The organism is Pseudomonas sp. LBUM1669 (assembly GCF_059695705.1).
On sequence record NZ_CP166784.1, the window covers coordinates 4,251,596 to 4,269,860 of the forward strand.

Below are 18,265 nucleotides of genomic sequence, written 5' to 3' on the forward strand. Positions count from 1 at the left end.
GATCAATCTTCCTTGTCTTTCAGTAAACGGCCAGTGGCGGCTTCGATGTCCAATTCACGGACCACCCCTTCGGTGGTCAGCAGCTCGACTTCATAAATGTAGACGTCATGTTTCTCTTCAAGCTCGGCTTCCAGCAGTTTGGACCCGGGATACAGGTCTAGCGCCTGCTGCAAGAGCTGTTCAAGCGGCAGAATCACGCCTTGCTGGCGCAAGCGCAGGGCTTCGTCCTGATCGAGGTCGCGGGCCATGACGACCGAGCAGAACGCCAGCAGCACCAGCGCCCTGCGTGAAAATGAACACACCTTCATTACGTATCCTGATGATCCTTGAGAACCTGCCCGCTGACAGCGTCTAATTCCAGGTCCCACTCAATGCCTTGTGGGTCGCGCAGCTCAACCTGATAGATGTACTTGCCGTACTCTTCTTCCAGCTCGGTTTCGGTGATTTTGGCACCGGGATGTTTTTCCAGAGCGGTGGCGTTGAGCTTCTCGAAAGACACAATGGTACCAGCGTCGCGCAGCCGAAGGGCTTCGTCGGGGCCCAAGTCACGAGCGTGGGCGAAGCTGGCGGTCAAGGTGAGGATGGACGCGGTGAACAGGGCAGTCAGGGTTTTCATGGGGTGTCTCCGTATTTTTTATGTGTTGCCTACGGGGAGCACCTTAGCGGGCTGAACTTAACTGAAACTGAATTGCCATCATTGGTCATGACAACGAGGCATCACTGATCAACACAAACCCTGTGGGAGTGAGCCTGCTCGCGATGGCGGATTGACATTCAACAGTGATGCCGACTGACACGACGCCATCGCGAGCAGGCTCACTCCCACAGTGTGAATTTGTGGTGTTGCCCGACCTGTTTATAATCCCATCCGCTTGCCCGACATCGAGACCGGTATGACCGCCATCCACATCAAGTTCCCTTCCCTGACCCTCAAGGCCGGCCCGCGTGCCTTGGCGCGCATCCGTGAAAACGGGTTGAGCGCCGCCGATGTCGGCACGTTGCCGGGTGCTGCCGGTGGGCCAAAGGCGTTGGGGATTCAAGGTCTGGACCTGGCGTTGTTTGGCGAATGGCTGCCGGCCGCACCGCGTGAGCGTTCGCTGATCGGTGCGTCGGTGGGTTCCTGGCGCTTCGCCAGCGCCTGTCTGCCGGACGCCGCCGAAGGCATTCGGCGCCTCGGCCAGCTGTACACCGAGCAGAATTTCGACAAGGGCGTGACCATGGCGCAAATCAGCCAGAGCTCCCGGCGCATGCTCGATGAACTGCTCGACGGTCGCGATGCGTCGATTCTGGACAACGCCCATTACCGCCTGAACATCATGGTGGTCAAAAGCCACGGCCTGCTCGCGGACGATCATCGCGGCCGTCTCGGGCTGGGTTTGTCGTCGGTGATCGCCGACAACCTGCGTGGTCGCGCGCGACTGTCGCGGCACTTCGAACGGCTGATCATCCACGACCCGCGCCTGGCGCCGCCGGTCCATGCACTCAACGATTTCCCGTCGCGCTTCGTCGCGCTGAATGTCGGCAACCTGCGTCAGGCCCTGCTCGCGTCGGGCTCGATCCCGATGGTGATGGAAGGCGTGCGTGACCTGCCGGGCGCAGGTGCGGGGACGTTTCGCGATGGCGGCCTGCTGGACTATCACCTCGACCTGCCCTACAGCGGCAACGACATCGTGCTCTATCCGCATTTCACCGACCGGGTCATTCCCGGCTGGTTCGACAAGACCCTGCCGTGGCGCCGAGCCTGCCCGGCGCGGTTGCAGGATGTTCTGCTGCTGGCGCCGTCGAAGGACTACCTGGCGCGCCTGCCCTACGGCAAGCTTCCGGACCGCAACGACTTCAAGCGCTTCATGGGCGATGCCGCGAGCCGGCAGAAATACTGGCGTACAACGATGGACGAAAGCCGTCGCCTGGGCGACGAGTTCCTCGAACTGGCCGCCAATGGTCGCCTCGGCGAGCGCTTGCTGACCCTTTAGTCAGTGTTTTGCCCGGCGCTCTGGTAAACTCGCCGCCTGCCCACATCGCCGCGGCGATCGCCACCTGACAGAGCTGAAAATCACTGTGGAAATCTTCAAAGAGTTTACGTTCGAATCCGCCCACCGCCTGCCTCACGTACCGGAAGGCCATAAATGCGGCCGCTTGCACGGTCACTCGTTCAAAGTGGCGATTCACTTGAGCGGCGACCTCGATCCGCACACTGGCTGGATCCGCGACTTCTCGGAAATCAAGGCGATCTTCAAGCCGCTCTACGAGCGCCTCGACCACAACTACCTGAACGACATTCCCGGCCTGGAAAACCCGACCAGCGAAGTGCTGGCCAAGTTCATCTGGAAGGAACTCAAGCCCCTGCTGCCGGAACTCAGCGCGATCCGTATCCACGAGACGTGCACCAGCGGCTGCATCTATCACGGCGAGTAAACCGCTCTAAAGGACAACACAATTCCCCTGCAGGAGCGAGCCTGCTCGCGATAGCGGCCTGTCAGTCACATTGATGCTATGTGTGCCGACGCTATCGCGAGCAGGCTCGCTCCCACAAGGGGCAATGCGTTTCGTCAGTGATACAAAAAACAGCCTTCATTGGCTGTTTTTTTATGCCTATGCTTTTTGGCTCGAACACGCCAAGAGGACACCCCCATGAGGACTGACTGGCCGCTGGCTCAGACCTATCGTTTCAACGGGCACTCCGTTCGTTACGCCGTGCGTGGCGACGGCCCGCCGCTGGTGTTTGTGCACGGCACGCCCTTCTCGTCTTACGTGTGGCACCGCATCGCTCCGCACTTCATCGCCACCCACCGGGTGTATTACTTCGACCTGCTGGGTTATGGGCAATCGGAGATAATCACCGGCGACGTTTCGCTTGGGGTGCAGAACGATCTGTTGGCGAGCTTGCTCGATCACTGGGGCCTGGCGCGGCCGGACGCGGTGGCTCACGACTTCGGCGGCGCCACTGCGCTACGCGCGCACCTGCTGAACGGCAAGGATTACCGCAGCCTGACATTGATTGATCCGGTGGCGCTGACGCCCTGGGGTTCGCCGTTCGTGCAGCATGTGCGCCAACATGAAGCGGCGTTCAGCGGACTGCCCGATTACATTCAGCGGGCCATTGTGCCGGCCTATATTCGCGGGGCGATCAAGCGCGACATCCCCGATGAAGAGCTCGATCCGTATGTGCAGCCGTGGCTGGGCGATCCTGGGCAAGCGGCGTTCTATCGGCAGATTGCGCAGATGGATGAGCGTTACACCCGCGAGGCCGAAGGGCTGTACCCGACGGTGCGTTGCCCGGTGCAAATTCTGTGGGGCGAGGAGGATCAGTGGATTCCCATCGAGCGCGGACGGGCGCTGCATCAGATGATCGCCGGCTCGCAGTTTCATCCCGTCCCGAATGCCGGACATCTGGTGCAGGAAGATGCGCCCGAGGCCATCGTCGCGGCTTTACTGCGGTTCCTGCCCTTAATCCAATCCCCCTGAAGAAACCGAATCCCCTGTGGGAGTGAGCCTGCTCGCGATTGCGGTGTGTCAGGCAATGTAGATGTCGACTGATACACCGCAATCGCGAGCAGGCTCGCTCCCACATGGGTTCTGTGTTCTGTCGGGTGCACCGCTTTTGTGCCCTCCCCCGCGTCAATCCCGCCGCTCGACTATACCTAACGAAGCCATCCCCCCTTTGGCACGACCACTGCAACCCTCCCGCGTCACCCATTCAGCAAGGAACGCCACATGACGCAAAAAGATCCGGGCAACGATTACCCCCTCAGCGAAGTGCCGATGCATGCCCGCAAGGGCCTCGCCTCCACGGCCATGGTGCTGCTGGGGTTCACCTTTTTCACGGCCACCATGTTCGCCGGCGGCAAGCTCGGCGTGGCGTTCGGTTTTGGCGAGATGATGGCGGTGATTATCGTCGGCAATCTGCTCTTGGGAATCTACGCCGCAGGCCTGGGTTACATCGCCTTCAAGAGCGGTCTCAATTCGGTGCTGATGGGGCGTTTTTGCTTCGGCGAGGTCGGCAGCAAGCTCAGCGACTTGATCCTCGGCTTCACCCAGATCGGCTGGTATGCCTGGGGCACGGCCACGGCCGCCGTGGTGCTGGGCAAGTATTTCGAACTGAACGAGGGCACCGTTCTGGGCCTGATGGTGCTGTTCGGCCTGGTGTTCTGCGCGACCGCGTATGTCGGTTATCGCGGGCTGGAGATTCTGTCGTACATCGCGGTGCCGGCCATGATGTTGCTGCTGATGCTGTCGATGTGGGTCGCCACGGTAAAGGTCGGCGGGCTCGATGGGCTGCTCGCGGTGGTCCCGACAGGAACGCTGGACTGGTCGACCGCGATTACCCTGGTCTTCGGCACCTTCGTCAGCGGCGCCACCCAGGCGACCAACTGGACGCGCTTCTCCCGTTCCGCCCGGGTCGCGGTGCTGGCGAGCCTGATCGGCTTCTTTATCGGCAACGGCCTGATGGTGTTGATCGGCGCCTACGGGGCCATCGTCTACCAGCAACCGGACGTGGTCGAAGTGCTGCTGTTGCAAGGTTTCGCCATGGCCGCAATGGCCATGTTGCTGCTCAACATCTGGAGCACCCAGGACAACACCATCTACAACTTCTCCGTCGCCGGCTGCAACCTGCTGCGCACCGATCGTCGCAAAACCGTGACCCTGGCAGGCGCAGTGATCGGTACTTTGCTCGCGCTGCTGGGGATGTACGATCTGCTGGTGCCTTATCTGATCCTGCTGGGCACGGTGATTCCGCCGATAGGCGGCGTGATCATGGCGGATTTCTTCTTCCGCTATCGTGGTCAATATCCTCGTCTGGCCGATGCTCGATTGCCGGCGTTCAACTGGCCCGGTTTGACCGCCTATGCCGTCGGCACTGTCGCCGCGTTCAGCTCGCCCTGGATCGCGCCACTGGTAGGGATTGCCGCTGCCGCGCTAACGTATGTGCTATTGACCAGCGTACTGGGTGCCCGTGCCGCTGAAGCTCCCTTACAAGATCTATAAAAGGATTCGCCTGATGCACATCATCAACGCCCGCCTGCGCAACCAAGAAGGCCTGCATGAGTTGCACCTGGAAAACGGCCTGATCCGCACCATCGCCCGTCAGACCGAAGCCCCGACCCTGGGCCCCGACGACCTCGACGCCGGCGGCAACCTGGTGGTGCCGCCCTTCGTCGAGCCGCACATTCACCTCGACGCGACCCTCACCGCCGGCGAGCCACGCTGGAACATGAGCGGCACGCTGTTCGAGGGCATCGAGTGCTGGGGCGAACGCAAGGTGACCATCACCGAGGAAGACACCAAGACCCGCGCCAAGAAAACCATCCAGACCCTCGCCGCCCACGGCATCCAGCATGTGCGCACCCACGTCGACGTCACCGACCCGCAACTGACCGCGCTCAAGGCGATGCTCGAAGTGCGTGAGGAAAGCCGTCACCTGATCGACCTGCAAATCGTCGCGTTCCCGCAAGAAGGCATCGAGTCCTACCGCAATGGACGCGAGTTGATGGAAGAAGCGATCCGCATGGGCGCCGATGTGGTCGGGGGCATTCCACATTTCGAATACACCCGCGATCAGGGCGTCAGCTCAGTGAAGTTTCTGATGGACCTGGCCGAGCGCACTGGCTGTCTGGTGGACGTGCATTGCGACGAAACCGACGACCCGCATTCGCGCTTTCTGGAAGTGCTGGCCGAAGAAGCCCGCAGCCGCGGCATGGGTTCGCGGGTGACCGCCAGCCATACCACAGCGATGGGTTCTTATGACAACGCCTACTGCGCCAAACTCTTCCGCCTGCTCGGGCATTCGGGGATCAGTTTTGTCTCCTGCCCCACCGAAAGCATCCACCTGCAAGGGCGCTTCGACACTTTCCCGAAACGCCGCGGCGTGACCCGGGTCAATGAGTTGCTGGAAGCGGGGATGAACGTGTGCTTCGGCCAGGATTCGATTGTTGACCCGTGGTATCCGCTGGGTAACGGCAACATACTGCGGGTGCTGGAAGCGGGGCTGCATATCTGCCACATGCTGGGGTATCGCAACCTGCAAAGTGCGCTGGACCTCGTCACCGATAACAGCGCCAAGGCCATGAACCTTGGGGACCGTTATGGACTGGAGGCCGGACGGCCGGCGAATTTGCTGATTCTGTCGGCGGACAGCGACTACGAGGTGATTCGCAGCCAGGGGTTGCCGCTGTATTCGGTGCGCGATGGCAAGGTGTTGATGAAGCGGACGATGCCGGTGGTGGAATGGGCGGACACGCTCTGAATTTTCGCTGACTGGGCAGACCTCATCGCGAGCAGGCTCGCTCCCACAGGGGGGCGAGGCGATCACAAAACCCCTGTGGGAGTGAGCCTGCTCGCGATAGCTATCTCACAATCAACCCATCAACCGAGCCGTGCCGAACAGCCTGACCCGACTCAATTCCCCCTCCCATTCCTCCAACAAAATTGGCGCCGTGCCGCCCGGCATGACGACTTTCACCTCACCCGCCGCCACCCAACCCACCCGCCACGCCGCGCACGCTACCGCACTGGCGCTGGTGCCTGACGACGCCGTTGGCCCTTCCCCACGCTCAAACACCCGTGCCACCAAGCGCCCCTCGGACTCAAGCATCGCCCATTGCAAATTCACCCCCGCCGGACACGGCTGCCCTGCCCCGGCTGGCGCGGCATAGGCGATACGCATCAAGCCTTGTGCCAAGGGCGATTCCCGCATCTGCTCATTGCTTGGCAACGCGTCGGCGTTCGTCTGCAGCGTCACGCAATGGGGATTGCCGATACGCACAAACTGGCTGCGGTTCCAGGCAGGATCAAGCGCTGACAACGGCCGCACATGGCTGACTTCGCGCTCGTTCAGCGTCACGCGATCAACCTCGAACGCGCCCACCGCGAGCGGCCCGAACGACGGTTTGCCCAAATCCAGCCAGAACCCTTGTACACCGTCGACTTCGGCGGCTTCCACGGTGGTTTCCACCGGCGAAACCGCATCGCGCTTGTCGTGATGAACCCGCAGCAGGCACCCCTGCTCCTTGGGCATCAATCCTTGCTCGCTGAGCGCTTGCGAAAAAATCGTCAGCCCATTGCCACTGCGCTCGGCCAAGGTGCCGTCGGTATTGACGATCAACAGATCAAAGGGCGGCGACGACTGGAACGGCCCGACCAGCAGACCGTCGCAGCGATGGTCTTTGCTGCCCGTTGGCTGCGAACCGGGCGCCCAACTACAGAACGCCTCGATGGCGGCCGATGCCCAGTGCTCGCGGATCTGCGCAGCGTCGCTGGCCTGGTCCGGCAAATCGATACCGCGACCGCGCACCTCGCCGGGTGACACAACCGCGTAGATATTGCCTCGAGCATCGTAGAACGGCGTCATGGATCGGTCCTGAGTCAGCCTGAAAAGAGCCTGTACTGTAGGCGTCAACGTCTTGCGATGAAACACCGCCCCGGCGTCACGCCAAACGTTCGCCGGAACATCGCAATGAGCGCACTGCCGCGACGCAAGACATTCGCCAGGCGTTGCCGGCGCTACGTGCCCGGGGTCTTTTCGAGCTTATGCAGACACGCGACCCGCTAATTCGGGCGTTGTGCGAGCACGAGCAGGCCGTTCCTCCAGTCACTCAGTTATAAATCCATCGCCGCTTATTGCGAACAAGTCTGCCAAACCTGTCAGTTATGACAGCAGACAAGCCCTCGCGCGCGGGCCAGAGTGAAGCTCTGGATTCACGTTCGGAGGAAGGTCATGAAACGGACTTCCCTGCTGTCCCTGCTCGTTGCTCTGGTACTCGGCGGAGTGGTCATCGCCGATCAAAAAGTCGCCGTTCGCAATGACTCAGGAGAAGACATCCTGCTGCAAGGCTTTCACTGGAACTCCAGTCGCAACGCTCCGGAGAAGTGGTATGCGGTGCTGACGCGTATGGCGGGTCAGATCAGACAGGACGGGTTCACTGCCATCTGGATGCCGCCGCTCTGGCTGGATACTTCAAGTTGGGAGAACAGCAGCAACGGCACTTCCGGCGGAGGCGAAGGTTACTTCTGGCACTCCTTCGAAAAAAACAGCCAGTACGGCACCGATGAGCAACTCAAGCAGGCCGCCAAGGCCCTCAATGATGCAGGCGTAAAGGTCGTCTACGACGTCGTGCCTAACCATATGTCTGACATTAATAACCTCGAACCGCTGTTCCTCCGGGGCCGCAACGAATGGCGTCACGATTGCCCCTCCTGCGATAAAGGCGACGCCTTCCTTGATGGCAAAGCCGATCTTAATACCGACAACCCGCGTGTGTTCGAAACCTTCAACGCCGAATTCATCACTCTGCGCAACGATTACGGCGCCCAAGGCTTGCGCTTCGACTTCGTCAGAGGTTATGCACCGGAGAACGTTGATCGCTGGATGCGCACCTTCGGTGATCAACAGTTTTGTGTCGGTGAACTGTGGAAAGGCCCCGGTGAATACCCTGCCGATGACTGGCGCAGCAAGGCCAGTTGGCAAGACGCACTCAAGGACTGGTCCGACCGGTCCCGCTGCACCGTCTTCGACTTCGCCCTCAAGGAACGCATGCAAAACGGCTCGATCGCCGAATGGCGGCATGGGCTCAACGGCAATCCCGATCCGAACTGGCGCAAGATAGCCATCACCTTCGTCGACAACCATGACACCGGCTATTCGCCGGGACGCTACGAGGGCCAACATCGCTGGCCATTACCCGAAGAACGGCGTAATCAGGCCTATGCCTACATCCTCAGCAGCCCCGGCACACCCGCCGTGTACTGGCCAGACATGTACGACTGGCAACGCGGCAATCTCATCCGCCAACTGATCAAATTCCGCAAGGAGGCCGGGATCAAGGCCGACTCACCGATCAGCTTTCAACCTCAATATTCCGGGTTGGTGGCAACCACGACGGGCGCCCGAAAAAGCCTGGTCATTGCCCTGGATTCGGACCTGACAAAGCTTCCCCCAGGGCTGAGCGATCCCGTGCTGACCTGGGATGACGGCAAAATCCGCATTTGGAGCATTGCCGCCGAACACCTGCCTGTCAGCGTCCGCTTCACTTGCGACTACGCCACGTCCCAGCGCGGCAAAACTGTTTATGCCGTGGGCTCGTCGCTGGAACTGGGGGCCTGGAATCCACGTCATGCCGTGGCATTGACCCACCTGCCTGCGCAGAACCAATGGAACGGTTCGATTGATGTGCCGGCGAATCAAGACATCCAGTGGAAATGCATCGAGCGCAATAACGACTTGTCGGACGCCGTGCGTTGGCAGCAGGGACCCAACGTCAGCTTCACCAGCGGCACCGAGAGCGAGACACGAGGCACGTTTTAGATTGGCCGTGAGCAACCTTCAAGGTCGCGGGACGCTGTCTGATATGCAAGGATGTTGCCCTGCATTTTGTCAGCAACCTGCAACACCAAGGATTTTTCATGACTGCCCTCAACACGCCTGCCCCCGTCATTCCCGGACGCCTGGAGCAGATGTCCACCCGCATCGCCTTTTTCATTGCCGGCCTCGGCATTGCCGCGTGGGCGCCACTGGTGCCGTATGCCAAGGCGAGGGCCGGGCTCGACGAAGGGACGCTCGGGCTGTTGCTGTTGTGCCTGGGCGTGGGCTCGATTCTGGCGATGCCGATGGCTGGCCTGCTCTCCACGCGTTTCGGCTGCCGTCGGGTGGCGACCGGGGGAACGTTATTGATCTGCGCGGCGTTGCCGTTACTGGCGACGGTGTCGTCGGTGCCGGCCTTGATCGCCACGCTGTTCATGTTCGGCGCGGGCCTGGGGACGGTGGATTCGACGGTGAACCTGCAAGCGGTGATCGTCGAACGCGCCAGCGGCAAGAACATGATGTCGGGGTTTCACGGGATGTTCAGCCTCGGCGGGATTGTCGGCGCGGCGGGTGTCAGCGCCCTGCTCGGCTTGGGTCTGTCGCCGCTGGGGGCGATGGCGGTGGTGATCGTGGTTCTGGTGCTGGCCTTGCTCAAAGCCGCGCCGCACCTGTTGCCTTACGGCAGCGAAAGCTCGGGCCCGGCGTTTGCCGTGCCCCACGGCATCGTGCTGTTTATCGGCGGCATGTGTTTCATCGTGTTCCTGGCCGAAGGCGCGGCGCTCGACTGGAGTGCGGTGTTCCTGGTGCAGGAACGCGGGATCGATACGGCCTATGCGGGGCTGGGTTACGCGGCGTTTGCGCTGACCATGACCGCCGGCCGACTGACCGGAGACCGGATTGTCCGGCGCCTGGGCGCGACCCGGGTCATGGTGTTCGGTGGACTGATGGCAGCGGCGGGCCTGACGCTGGCGACGTTTGCGCCGGCCTGGGAAGCGGCATTGGTGGGTTATGCGCTGCTCGGTGCGGGTTGCTCGAACATCGTGCCGGTGCTGTACACCGCCGTCGGTAAACAGACGGTCATGCCTGAGCACATTGCGGTGCCGGCCATTACCACCCTGGGCTACGCGGGCATTCTCGCAGGCCCGGCGTTGATCGGCTTTATCGCCCATGGCAGCAGCTTGAGTTTTGCCTTCGGGTTGATGGCGGTGTTGCTGGTGGCGGTGGCCATTGGCGGGAAAGTCTTGAAAGTCTGATAAAGCTATCGCCAGCAGGCTGGCTCCCACAGGGGTTTTCGGTGAACGCCAATTCTGTGTACGCCAGCGAATCAATGTGGGAGCGGGCTTGCTCGCGAAAGCGGTGTGTCAGGCAACCGCATTGTCGGCTGTGAAGCCGTCTTCGCGAGCAAGCCCGCTCCCACAGTGGGGATCTTCAGTGGACACAGTATTTGCGTACGACTGAGATCAAATGTGGGAGCGAGCCTGCTCGCGATGGAGTCACCCCGGTCTATCAGAACCCCACGCTGGCCTGCACAAAGAACGTGCGCGGCGCACCGACGTACATCCCCGAGTTGTTGTCGCTGGAACGGGTGAAGTACTGCTTGTCGAAGATGTTCTTCACCCCGGCCCCGAGCTTCAGGTTCGACAACTGCGCGCCGAAGTCATACCCACCGCGCACGTTCCAGGTCACGTAACCCGGAATGTCGCCGTACTGACCATCGGCGGAGCCTTCGGTGATGTAGTTGTTGGTGAAGCTGCCGTCGGCGTTTACCGCAACGCCCGGTGAGCGCTGCTTGGACTGGGCAAACGCGTCGAGGTTGTAGGTCCAGCGGTTGATGTCGTAACGCAAGCCGGCTGTCGCCACCTGGCGCGAATAGAACGGCAGGTCACGGCCCTTGAAGCCTGGGATTTCACCTTCATACACGGCGCGGGTGTAGGTGAACCCGGCGTTGGCAGTCAGGCCGTCGAGCCGTGGATCGAGTGCCGCCATGTTGTAGTGCACCGATGCCTCGATGCCCTGGTGCGTGGTCGCCCCGAGGTTGGTCCAGCCCGCGTCGTTGCTGATGTATTGCAACTCTTTATCGAAGTCGATGTAGAACGCCGTCAACTCGCCGCCCCACACCTCATTGTTGTAGCGCGTGCCGACCTCATAGGTCTTGGCCTTTTCCGGTTCCAGGCCATTGGCGGGTTCATCCCCCGAGCCCCCCTGACCCAGCTGGAAATACTGCAGGCTGCCAAACGAGGTTTCGTAGTTGGCGAACAGCTTCCACTCTTCCGAGACGTGATACATCACGCTCAGGGCCGGCAGCGGCTCGTTGCTTTCGATGCTGCGGTTCTTCTCCGGTACACGTCTGCCGGCGGTGTCGAGCACAGCGCGGTCGTGCCAGTCGGTGCTGATGTGTTCGAAGCGAATGCCGGGCGTGATGGTCCAGTTGCCGACGTCGATCTTGTTGTCGACGTACACCGAGTTGGCTTCAGTGCCGCCGGTACGATCCTGGTACACATGCCCGTCCGAACCGGGACGAATCACCGGCTCGTTGTTGACCAGCGCCAGGCGGCTCGCCTGCTCGTGCATGCCTTCCTTGAGGTAGCGATAACCGACACTGACTTCCTGGGTGGTCGGGCCCACGTCAAACACACGGGACACCCGCGGTTCGATGCCGAAGGTGTAATACGTGCGCGGGAACGAGCCCAGGGTTCTCTGGTCGCGAGCGGCGATGTTGCTGCCACGGAAGCTGTCGGTGTAGTAAGTCAGCACTTCGGCCTGGGTGCGGTCGTCGAGCTGCCGCGTCCACTTGAACGAGACATCCTTGCGGCGCCCGCTGAAGTTGTCGTTATTGCGGTCGGACTGAAACGGAGTGGCATCGTACTGCGCCTGGGTCAAGCCGCCGGGCATGTCGGCGCTGGCGTCGTAGTAGTGAAAATTGAGACTGAAATCGTCGACATCGGTCGGCGCCCAGTGCGTCTTGAGCATCACGTCGTCGATGTCATTGCCGTTGTTGCGCTCGCGGTAACCGTTGCCGTTCACGCCGGAATACAACAGCGCCATGCCGATTCCATTGTCTGCAGTGCCGCCGAGGAATGCGGTGTCGATGTGCTTCCAGCCGCCGTGCTGGGACGTTTCCAGGGTGGTGCCGATTTCACCGGTGGCTTTTTCCGGGATCGCGCGCGTCACGAAGTTGATCACGCCACCGACGTTCTGCGGTCCATAACGCACGGAACCGGCGCCGCGCACCACGTCGATGCTGTCGAGGTTGCCGGAGGAAATCGGCGCCATGGACAGTTGCGGCTGGCCGTAGGGCGCGAAGGCTGCCGGTATACCGTCGATCAGCACCGTGGAGCGTGGCGACAGGCGCGAGGTCAGGCCGCGCACGCCAACGTTCAGGGAAATGTCGCTGCCGCCGGTGCCGTTGGCGTCCTGCACTTGCACGCCGGGCACGCGCTTCAACACGTCGCCGACGTTCATGGCGCCCTGCTCGACCATCGCTTCGCGGCGGATCACGGTACGTGCGCCGGGATGGTTCTGCACCACCGCAGCGTCGGCATCACCGAGCCAGTCGCCGACCACTTTGATGTCGGTCACGCCCAGTTCGATCGGGCCAGCCCCAGCGGAAGTCGGCGCCGGCGTCAGGGTCACCGAGCCTTGATCGATCTGGTATTGCAGGCCACTGCCTTGCAGCAATTGGCGCAAGGCCTGTTCCGGCGAGAGGTCACCGTCGACGGCGGGCGCCTGTTTGCCGGCCACCAGCTCAGGACTGAAGAAAACCTGCAGCGACGTTTGCTGACCCAGCTCACTCAAGGCCTGGCCCAACGGTTGCGCGGGAATATGAATGCCGTCGGCGGCGAATGCCTGGGGAAGCGCGGCACTGACGGCCAAGGCGAGCGCGAGCCGCAGCCAAGGTGAATTGTTGTTTTTAGCGGTGGTTTTCTTCACGTCGAACATTGTCCTGTAGATCGCAAGAGTGTGCGGCTGTTAATGCAAACCAGTTGCAGTTGGACAAGAAGACGAAGAACTCAAAAAAAACCTGAATCTATTTTGAAATTATTTCCTGACTGCCGTCATCGAGGGTCCGCACGGCCACCGGCAGAATGCTCGGCAAGGCCTTGAGCAGCGCGTCGGTATTGTCGGATTTGAATACGCTGGTCAGGCGCAGGTTGCCCACTTTGTCGTTGCCGACCGTCAGTGGCTTCTCGCGGTAGCGCGAGACTTCTGCGGCGACCTCGCTGAGGCTGGCGTTGTTGAACACCAGTTTGCCGCTGCGCCAAGCGATCAGTTCTGCCGGATTGACCGCATAAGCGGCGGCAACCACGCCTTTGGCATCGACGCGAGTGCCGAGGCCGGCGGTGAGGCTGATGACATCAGGCCCCTGGCCCTGAACCTTGACCGTGCCCTGCTCCACCGCCACCCGGGTTTCGGTGAGATCGCGGCGCACATCGAAACGCGTGCCGGTGACCGTCACCTTGCCGCTGCCCGCCTCGACCACGAAGGGTCGGTTGATGTCGTGCTCGACGCTGAACAAGGCTTCGCCTTCGGTCAGCTCGATGCCGCGACGGTCCTTTTCATAACGCACCAGAACGCGACTGCGGCTGTTCAGATCGATCACCGATCCATCGGGCAACGCCACATGACGGCGCTCACCCAAGGCCGTGGAATAGTCGGCGGTGTACGTCGCCGGGTGATTCAAACCGCTGAACAACCCCAACCCGAGCGCCACGGCCAGCCCACTGGCCGCCACCGCATAACGCACCAGCGGCTGACGTTTGCGACGTGCCGGCGGCGTTTCGCACAGGGCTTGCAGGCGCTTGGCAGGCAGCAGATCGGCGGCCGTCCACAGGCCCTGCAACACTTGGAATTCGTCGCGATGCTGAGGGTGTTCAGCCAGCCAGGCTTCGAAACGCCGGTACTCTTCGACGTCCACGGCCGGTTCCTGCAAACGCACAAACCACCGCACCGCGTCGTCGCGAACCGTTGTTTGCCCGCACGCACAATCACGAGTATCCGTCATGGAAGTTCCTGTTTGGCTGGGGATGAGAAAGCGCGGCCTATCATGGGTGCAGTCCATCGAGGCGGTCGCGCAGATGCCGCAAGGTGCGGATCATATACTTTTCCACCATGTTCTTGGACAGACCCAGGCGTTCGGCGATTTCCGCCTGGGTCAGGCCTTCGATCTTCTGCCAGACAAAGACTTTTCGGCAGTTGACCGGCAGCTCGGTGAGCGCCCGTTCGATGGAATCAGCCAACTGGATCGCCTGCATGACATGCTCCGGGTCACCGGACGACGACCCACTGTGATCAACCGCCTCCGACTCCACGGCGCCCCGCCGGTCCTCACGCCGATAACCATCCACCGCGATGTTGCGCGCGGTCTGGTGCAAATACGCCCGAGGTTGCTCCACCGCCGACGAATCGGACTCAAGCACCCGCACAAAGGTGTCGTGCGCCAGGTCCTCGGCCTGCTGACGATTTCTCAGGCGACGGGTCCAGGTGCCAACCAACTCTTCGTAATGCTCGAAAAAGCCGTGTCTGCGGGGCAACTTGGGGGTCATTGCGGTGTGCTGTGGAGAGGGGGCGTAAATAGTAATGCTTCCTATTAATGGGAAGCAATGGATTCTACGTGGGAGGGGTTGCCGTTAGTCAGCCTGGAATGATGTCGCCTGACACACTGCTATCGCGGGCAAGTCGGATCGCCGCACTGCCGCTCCCACAGGGGATTGTGTTTGGCTACTTGGGAAAAGCGGGGAAGGCGCAAGGCCTTCGCCGTTTCAGAGATTGCGTGATAGCGCTTTACGTACGCTGTCGCGGGTCAGCGCAGGGCTTTCGGCCTGGGCATCGACGCGAGCCTGGACAGCCTTTTCTTCCTGAACATCGACTTCTTCCTGGGCATCGATTTCTTCCTGGACAGGTTGCTCTGACTGGGCAGGGCTTTGCGTCCGACCGCGAATACCGGCCAGATTCTCCAGCTTCTCGATGTAGGCGTTCAAATCGCTAATCAGCAGCTTCTTGCGCTGGGAGCCCTGATAGCACGCGTAGCAAAGATAGCCCGCACCCGCCAGTAGCCCCAGCCCGGCGGTAGCAAGACCGGCGACGCACAATCCAGACACGATCAGCACTGTCTTCCAGTTGAAGGGCGACAATTCCAGCTCGGTATTCAGTACGTTCGCATCACGCAGCACCCAACGCTTGGACGCCGTGTGGTTCTGCAGAATGGTGTGCAGGGGCGAACCATCTTTTTTCAAGGCACTGATCAACGAGATTTCCTGGCCCATGCGCAAAGGAATGTCCACGCCGCGAAGCTTTACATCGTGCTCGACGCCGTCCGGGGTTTTGACCCAGAACTCATGATTGATGATTGAAACAGAACTGATGCGCACAGGCGTCACTTGACTGTCGTTACCGTTCAGATGAACGCCGCCAGTGGAGGTCACACGGGTCTCACTTAACTTCTCGCTGCCCACCACTTCACCGCTCAAAACAGTGAACGCAACGGTTTTATCGCCATGGGTGAAGGTGTGCATTTCGATTCCTTGGTAGACCCACGTCGGTCGACGTACTGGGCGGAAGATCCGTATCCGGCGAATGCTACTAAGTAGCCATTAGGCTGTCCAGAATTCCCACAGGGATGTGGGATGGCTGTAGATCGCGGATCAGTGCTTGCGCAACCACTCGATAAACAGTGCAAACAACTCCGACTGTGAACCGATCTCCAACTTCAGATAAAGATTCTTGCGGTGCATGCGCACCGTCTCCGGCGAGATGCTCATCTGGCTGGCCGTGGACTTCACGGAGTGCCCCCGCAGCACCATGTGCGCCACCTCCCGCTCGCGCTCGGTCAACAAGTCGCAGCCGAACTGCTCGAAGGCGGACTGCACGCGTTGCTTGAGATCATCACGCACACCCTCGTTGACGGCGCTGAGCTGCAAGCCTCGGCGTCCGAACTCGCTGATGAATTCGCGCACCAGCGGCTCAACCGCCCGCAGCAGGTTCAGCTGTTCAAGCCGCAGACTTTCCCCGCCGAAGCCTTGAAACAGGCTCACCGACACCTGGGTGTCATGGCCGGTATCGACAATGTAAAAACTGTCTTCCGAACTCCCGGCCTTCAAGTAGTAAGTCTTGTAGTACTCACTGTCGAAGAAGTTGTCCGGGGCAATGTCCTCCAGGTGATAAAACCCTTCGGCCAGCCCCTGCTCCACTGCCAGGCAAAACGGGTCGAGCAGGTAGCCCCCGGAAAAATAGCGGTCGATGATCGACTCCCGGTATTTTTCCGGAATGCCGCGCTGATACAACAATTGTGGCGGGCGGTCCTTGTGTTCCAGGCTGATCATCACCGATTCGATGGACACCAGATGCCCGAAGGCCGACGCCAGGAAGCTCAGCGCATCGGGCTCATCGATATGGGCGAAGGCCTGGCCCAGGTCGCCGTGCCATTTACGCAAGGCGCCGAAGGACATGGCGATCAATGTGTCATCGTTGGGTTTGCTCATGCCCCGCAGTCTAGCGGGTGAACCGGCCCCGGGTAACCGCAGATTCGCCGACCTCATTGGCCGAAATACAGGCCGTTCTGCTCAAGTTCGCCCGCCACCTCAAGAATGCACACCCGCAGGGTCTCGACGATTTCATCCACCTGGGCGCACGACAGGATCAGCGGCGGCGACATGACATTGAGGTGCATGATTGGCCGTACCAGCAGCCCTCGGGCCTGCGCCCGGGAGTGAATCATCTCGCCAATGTTGATCTCGTCGGCAAACAACGCCTTGGTGCGTTTATCGGCCACGAATTCCACGCAGGCCATGAACTTCTGGCAGCGCACATCGCCCACCAACGGCAAGTCGCTGAGTGTGGCGAGGCGCTGTTCCAGATAGGCGCCGACCACGTCGACATGTTCCAGCAGGTTTTCCCGTTCGATGATTTCAATGTTTTTCAACGCCGCCGTGCAGCAGACCGGATGGCCGCTATAGGTGAAACCGTGGGTGAAGCAACGGCCTTTGCCGGGCTCGGCGATAACCTTCCAGATGCGCTCGGAAAAAATGCACGCGCCCAGCGGCAGATAGGCCGACGTCAGCCCCTTGGCCGTGGTGATGATGTCCGGCTGAACATCGAACACATCATACGAGGCGAAGAACTTGCCCAGACGCCCGAACGACGTCACCACCTCGTCGGCGACAAACAGAATGTCGTAGCGCTGGCAGACTTCCCACATGCGCTTCAAGTAGCCCTTGGGCGGAATGATCACGCCGCCGGAGCCCATGATCGGCTCGGCAAAAAAGCCCGCCACCTTGTCCGCGCCGATGGACAGGATCTTGTCTTCGAACTCCTTGATCAGAAACTCGAGAAACTGCGCCTCGTCCATGCCGTCCGGCGCCCGGTAAGGATTGGGGTTGGAGACGTGGTGAATCTTGTCGTTGGCGTAATCGAATTCCGGCACGCGGTCGGCGGCTTTGTTACCGATCGACATGGTCAGGGTGGTGGAGCCGTGATACGCATTGAAACGGGCGATGACGTGCTTCTTCTCCGGTTTGCCACGGCAGTTCTGATAGTACTGAATCAGCCGGTACGCGGTGTCCACGGCGGTAGAGCCGCCGGTGGTCAGGAACACGTGATCGAGGTCGCCGGGGGCGAGGCTGGCGAGTTTCTCGCACAACTGGATGGCGACGTTGTTGGACATGTCGGAAAACGGGTTCGAATACGCCAGTTGACGGACCTGGTCGGCAATCGCCAGTGCCATTTCTTCACGGCCCAGACCGATATTCGTACACCACATGCCGCCCACCGCATCGAGAAAACGGTTGCCCTGGGTGTCGTAGATGTAGGCGCCGTCACCGGCAACGATGTTCAGCGCGCCCTGTTCGGCGTGTTCGTCGAACATGTGATAGCCGTGCATGTAGTGCGCTTTATCGGCTTTGACCAAATGAGCGTTATCGACGCTCGACAGCACTTTCTGAGTTGGAGTAGCCATACACAAACCTCAAACCA

Annotated in this window: 16 protein-coding genes; 7 read left to right on the forward strand and 9 right to left on the reverse strand. The window is 60.9% G+C overall.

What is annotated here, in order from left to right; genetic code table 11:
* Window positions 1-2: 2 nt before the first annotated feature.
* Window positions 3-308, reverse strand: a complete 306-nt coding sequence (locus ACA051_RS19830) for a PepSY domain-containing protein (RefSeq protein WP_497304110.1) — start codon at window positions 306-308, stop codon at window positions 3-5.
* Window positions 308-616, reverse strand: a complete 309-nt coding sequence (locus ACA051_RS19835; RefSeq protein ID WP_497304112.1) for a PepSY domain-containing protein — start codon at window positions 614-616, stop codon at window positions 308-310. Before ACA051_RS19835 ends, ACA051_RS19830 begins: the two co-directional genes overlap by 1 nt.
* Window positions 617-893: 277 nt before the next feature.
* On the opposite strand from ACA051_RS19835, the gene ACA051_RS19840 reads away from it, so the two are divergent.
* The 5 genes from ACA051_RS19840 to codA all read left to right on the forward strand — a co-directional run bounded on the left by ACA051_RS19840 (window position 894) and on the right by codA (window position 6,244).
* On the forward strand, window positions 894-1,973 hold the full coding sequence (locus ACA051_RS19840; RefSeq protein ID WP_497371554.1) for a patatin-like phospholipase family protein: 1,080 nt from the start codon (window positions 894-896) through the stop codon (window positions 1,971-1,973).
* An 85-nt stretch (window positions 1,974-2,058) separates the two neighbouring features.
* Window positions 2,059-2,415 (forward strand): 6-carboxytetrahydropterin synthase QueD, encoded by a 357-nt coding sequence (gene queD / locus ACA051_RS19845; RefSeq protein ID WP_008152165.1) that lies wholly within the window; start codon window positions 2,059-2,061, stop codon window positions 2,413-2,415.
* 216 nt (window positions 2,416-2,631) lie between these two features.
* Window positions 2,632-3,465 carry an alpha/beta fold hydrolase gene (locus ACA051_RS19850; RefSeq protein ID WP_497371556.1) on the forward strand — a complete coding sequence of 278 codons (834 nt, stop codon included), beginning with the start codon at window positions 2,632-2,634 and terminating at the stop codon, window positions 3,463-3,465.
* 249 nt (window positions 3,466-3,714) lie between these two features.
* Window positions 3,715-4,986 carry a cytosine permease gene (gene codB, locus ACA051_RS19855; RefSeq protein WP_497304118.1) on the forward strand — a complete coding sequence of 424 codons (1,272 nt, stop codon included), beginning with the start codon at window positions 3,715-3,717 and terminating at the stop codon, window positions 4,984-4,986.
* 13 nt (window positions 4,987-4,999) lie between these two features.
* Window positions 5,000-6,244 carry a cytosine deaminase gene (gene codA / locus ACA051_RS19860; protein ID WP_497304120.1) on the forward strand — a complete coding sequence of 415 codons (1,245 nt, stop codon included), beginning with the start codon at window positions 5,000-5,002 and terminating at the stop codon, window positions 6,242-6,244.
* A gap of 111 nt (window positions 6,245-6,355) precedes the next feature.
* Here the strand turns inward: codA and ACA051_RS19865 are convergent, their stop codons facing one another.
* Complete coding sequence (locus ACA051_RS19865) at window positions 6,356-7,348, reverse strand: diaminopimelate epimerase (protein WP_497304122.1); 993 nt, start codon at window positions 7,346-7,348, stop codon at window positions 6,356-6,358.
* A gap of 366 nt (window positions 7,349-7,714) precedes the next feature.
* Between ACA051_RS19865 and ACA051_RS19870 the strand changes: the two genes are divergently transcribed.
* On the forward strand, window positions 7,715-9,301 hold the full coding sequence (locus tag ACA051_RS19870) for a glucan 1,4-alpha-maltotetraohydrolase domain-containing protein (protein ID WP_497304124.1): 1,587 nt from the start codon (window positions 7,715-7,717) through the stop codon (window positions 9,299-9,301).
* A 98-nt stretch (window positions 9,302-9,399) separates the two neighbouring features.
* A complete protein-coding gene (locus ACA051_RS19875; RefSeq protein WP_497304126.1) occupies window positions 9,400-10,551 on the forward strand; it encodes an MFS transporter in 1,152 nt (383 codons plus the stop codon).
* A gap of 253 nt (window positions 10,552-10,804) precedes the next feature.
* Here ACA051_RS19875 and ACA051_RS19880 read toward each other — a convergent pair whose 3' ends face one another.
* From ACA051_RS19880 to ACA051_RS19905, 6 genes are all read right to left on the reverse strand, one after another.
* Window positions 10,805-13,228, reverse strand: coding sequence for a TonB-dependent siderophore receptor (locus ACA051_RS19880; protein WP_497371558.1), 2,424 nt, complete (start codon window positions 13,226-13,228; stop codon window positions 10,805-10,807).
* Between the two features lie 97 nt (window positions 13,229-13,325).
* Entirely contained in the window at window positions 13,326-14,300 is a 975-nt protein-coding gene (locus ACA051_RS19885; RefSeq protein WP_497304130.1) for a FecR family protein, read from the reverse strand.
* A gap of 40 nt (window positions 14,301-14,340) precedes the next feature.
* A complete protein-coding gene (locus ACA051_RS19890; RefSeq protein WP_497371560.1) occupies window positions 14,341-14,841 on the reverse strand; it encodes a sigma-70 family RNA polymerase sigma factor in 501 nt (166 codons plus the stop codon).
* 216 nt (window positions 14,842-15,057) lie between these two features.
* Entirely contained in the window at window positions 15,058-15,810 is a 753-nt protein-coding gene (locus tag ACA051_RS19895; RefSeq protein WP_497304134.1) for a hypothetical protein, read from the reverse strand.
* A gap of 129 nt (window positions 15,811-15,939) precedes the next feature.
* A complete protein-coding gene (locus tag ACA051_RS19900; protein WP_497304136.1) occupies window positions 15,940-16,833 on the reverse strand; it encodes a helix-turn-helix transcriptional regulator in 894 nt (297 codons plus the stop codon).
* On the reverse strand, window positions 16,830-18,248 hold the full coding sequence (locus ACA051_RS19905) for an aminotransferase (protein ID WP_497371562.1): 1,419 nt from the start codon (window positions 18,246-18,248) through the stop codon (window positions 16,830-16,832). The genes ACA051_RS19900 and ACA051_RS19905 overlap by 4 nt, the downstream gene beginning before the upstream one ends.
* Between the last annotated feature and the right edge of the window lie 17 nt (window positions 18,249-18,265).

What these genes read in the sequence shown, in the direction of transcription:
- ACA051_RS19830 (WP_497304110.1), bottom strand. Translation starts at nt 308, where the DNA reads ATGAAGGTGTGTTCATTTTCACGCAGGGCGCTGGTGCTGCTGGCGTTC.
- ACA051_RS19835 (WP_497304112.1), bottom strand. Translation starts at nt 616, where the DNA reads ATGAAAACCCTGACTGCCCTGTTCACCGCGTCCATCCTCACCTTGACC.
- ACA051_RS19840 (WP_497371554.1), top strand. Translation starts at nt 894, where the DNA reads ATGACCGCCATCCACATCAAGTTCCCTTCCCTGACCCTCAAGGCCGGC.
- ACA051_RS19850 (WP_497371556.1), top strand. Translation starts at nt 2,632, where the DNA reads ATGAGGACTGACTGGCCGCTGGCTCAGACCTATCGTTTCAACGGGCAC.
- codB (WP_497304118.1), top strand. Translation starts at nt 3,715, where the DNA reads ATGACGCAAAAAGATCCGGGCAACGATTACCCCCTCAGCGAAGTGCCG.
- codA (WP_497304120.1), top strand. Translation starts at nt 5,000, where the DNA reads ATGCACATCATCAACGCCCGCCTGCGCAACCAAGAAGGCCTGCATGAG.
- ACA051_RS19865 (WP_497304122.1), bottom strand. Translation starts at nt 7,348, where the DNA reads ATGACGCCGTTCTACGATGCTCGAGGCAATATCTACGCGGTTGTGTCA.
- ACA051_RS19870 (WP_497304124.1), top strand. Translation starts at nt 7,715, where the DNA reads ATGAAACGGACTTCCCTGCTGTCCCTGCTCGTTGCTCTGGTACTCGGC.
- ACA051_RS19875 (WP_497304126.1), top strand. Translation starts at nt 9,400, where the DNA reads ATGACTGCCCTCAACACGCCTGCCCCCGTCATTCCCGGACGCCTGGAG.
- ACA051_RS19885 (WP_497304130.1), bottom strand. Translation starts at nt 14,300, where the DNA reads ATGACGGATACTCGTGATTGTGCGTGCGGGCAAACAACGGTTCGCGAC.
- ACA051_RS19890 (WP_497371560.1), bottom strand. Translation starts at nt 14,841, where the DNA reads ATGACCCCCAAGTTGCCCCGCAGACACGGCTTTTTCGAGCATTACGAA.
- ACA051_RS19895 (WP_497304134.1), bottom strand. Translation starts at nt 15,810, where the DNA reads ATGCACACCTTCACCCATGGCGATAAAACCGTTGCGTTCACTGTTTTG.
- ACA051_RS19900 (WP_497304136.1), bottom strand. Translation starts at nt 16,833, where the DNA reads ATGAGGTCGGCGAATCTGCGGTTACCCGGGGCCGGTTCACCCGCTAGA.
- ACA051_RS19905 (WP_497371562.1), bottom strand. Translation starts at nt 18,248, where the DNA reads ATGGCTACTCCAACTCAGAAAGTGCTGTCGAGCGTCGATAACGCTCAT.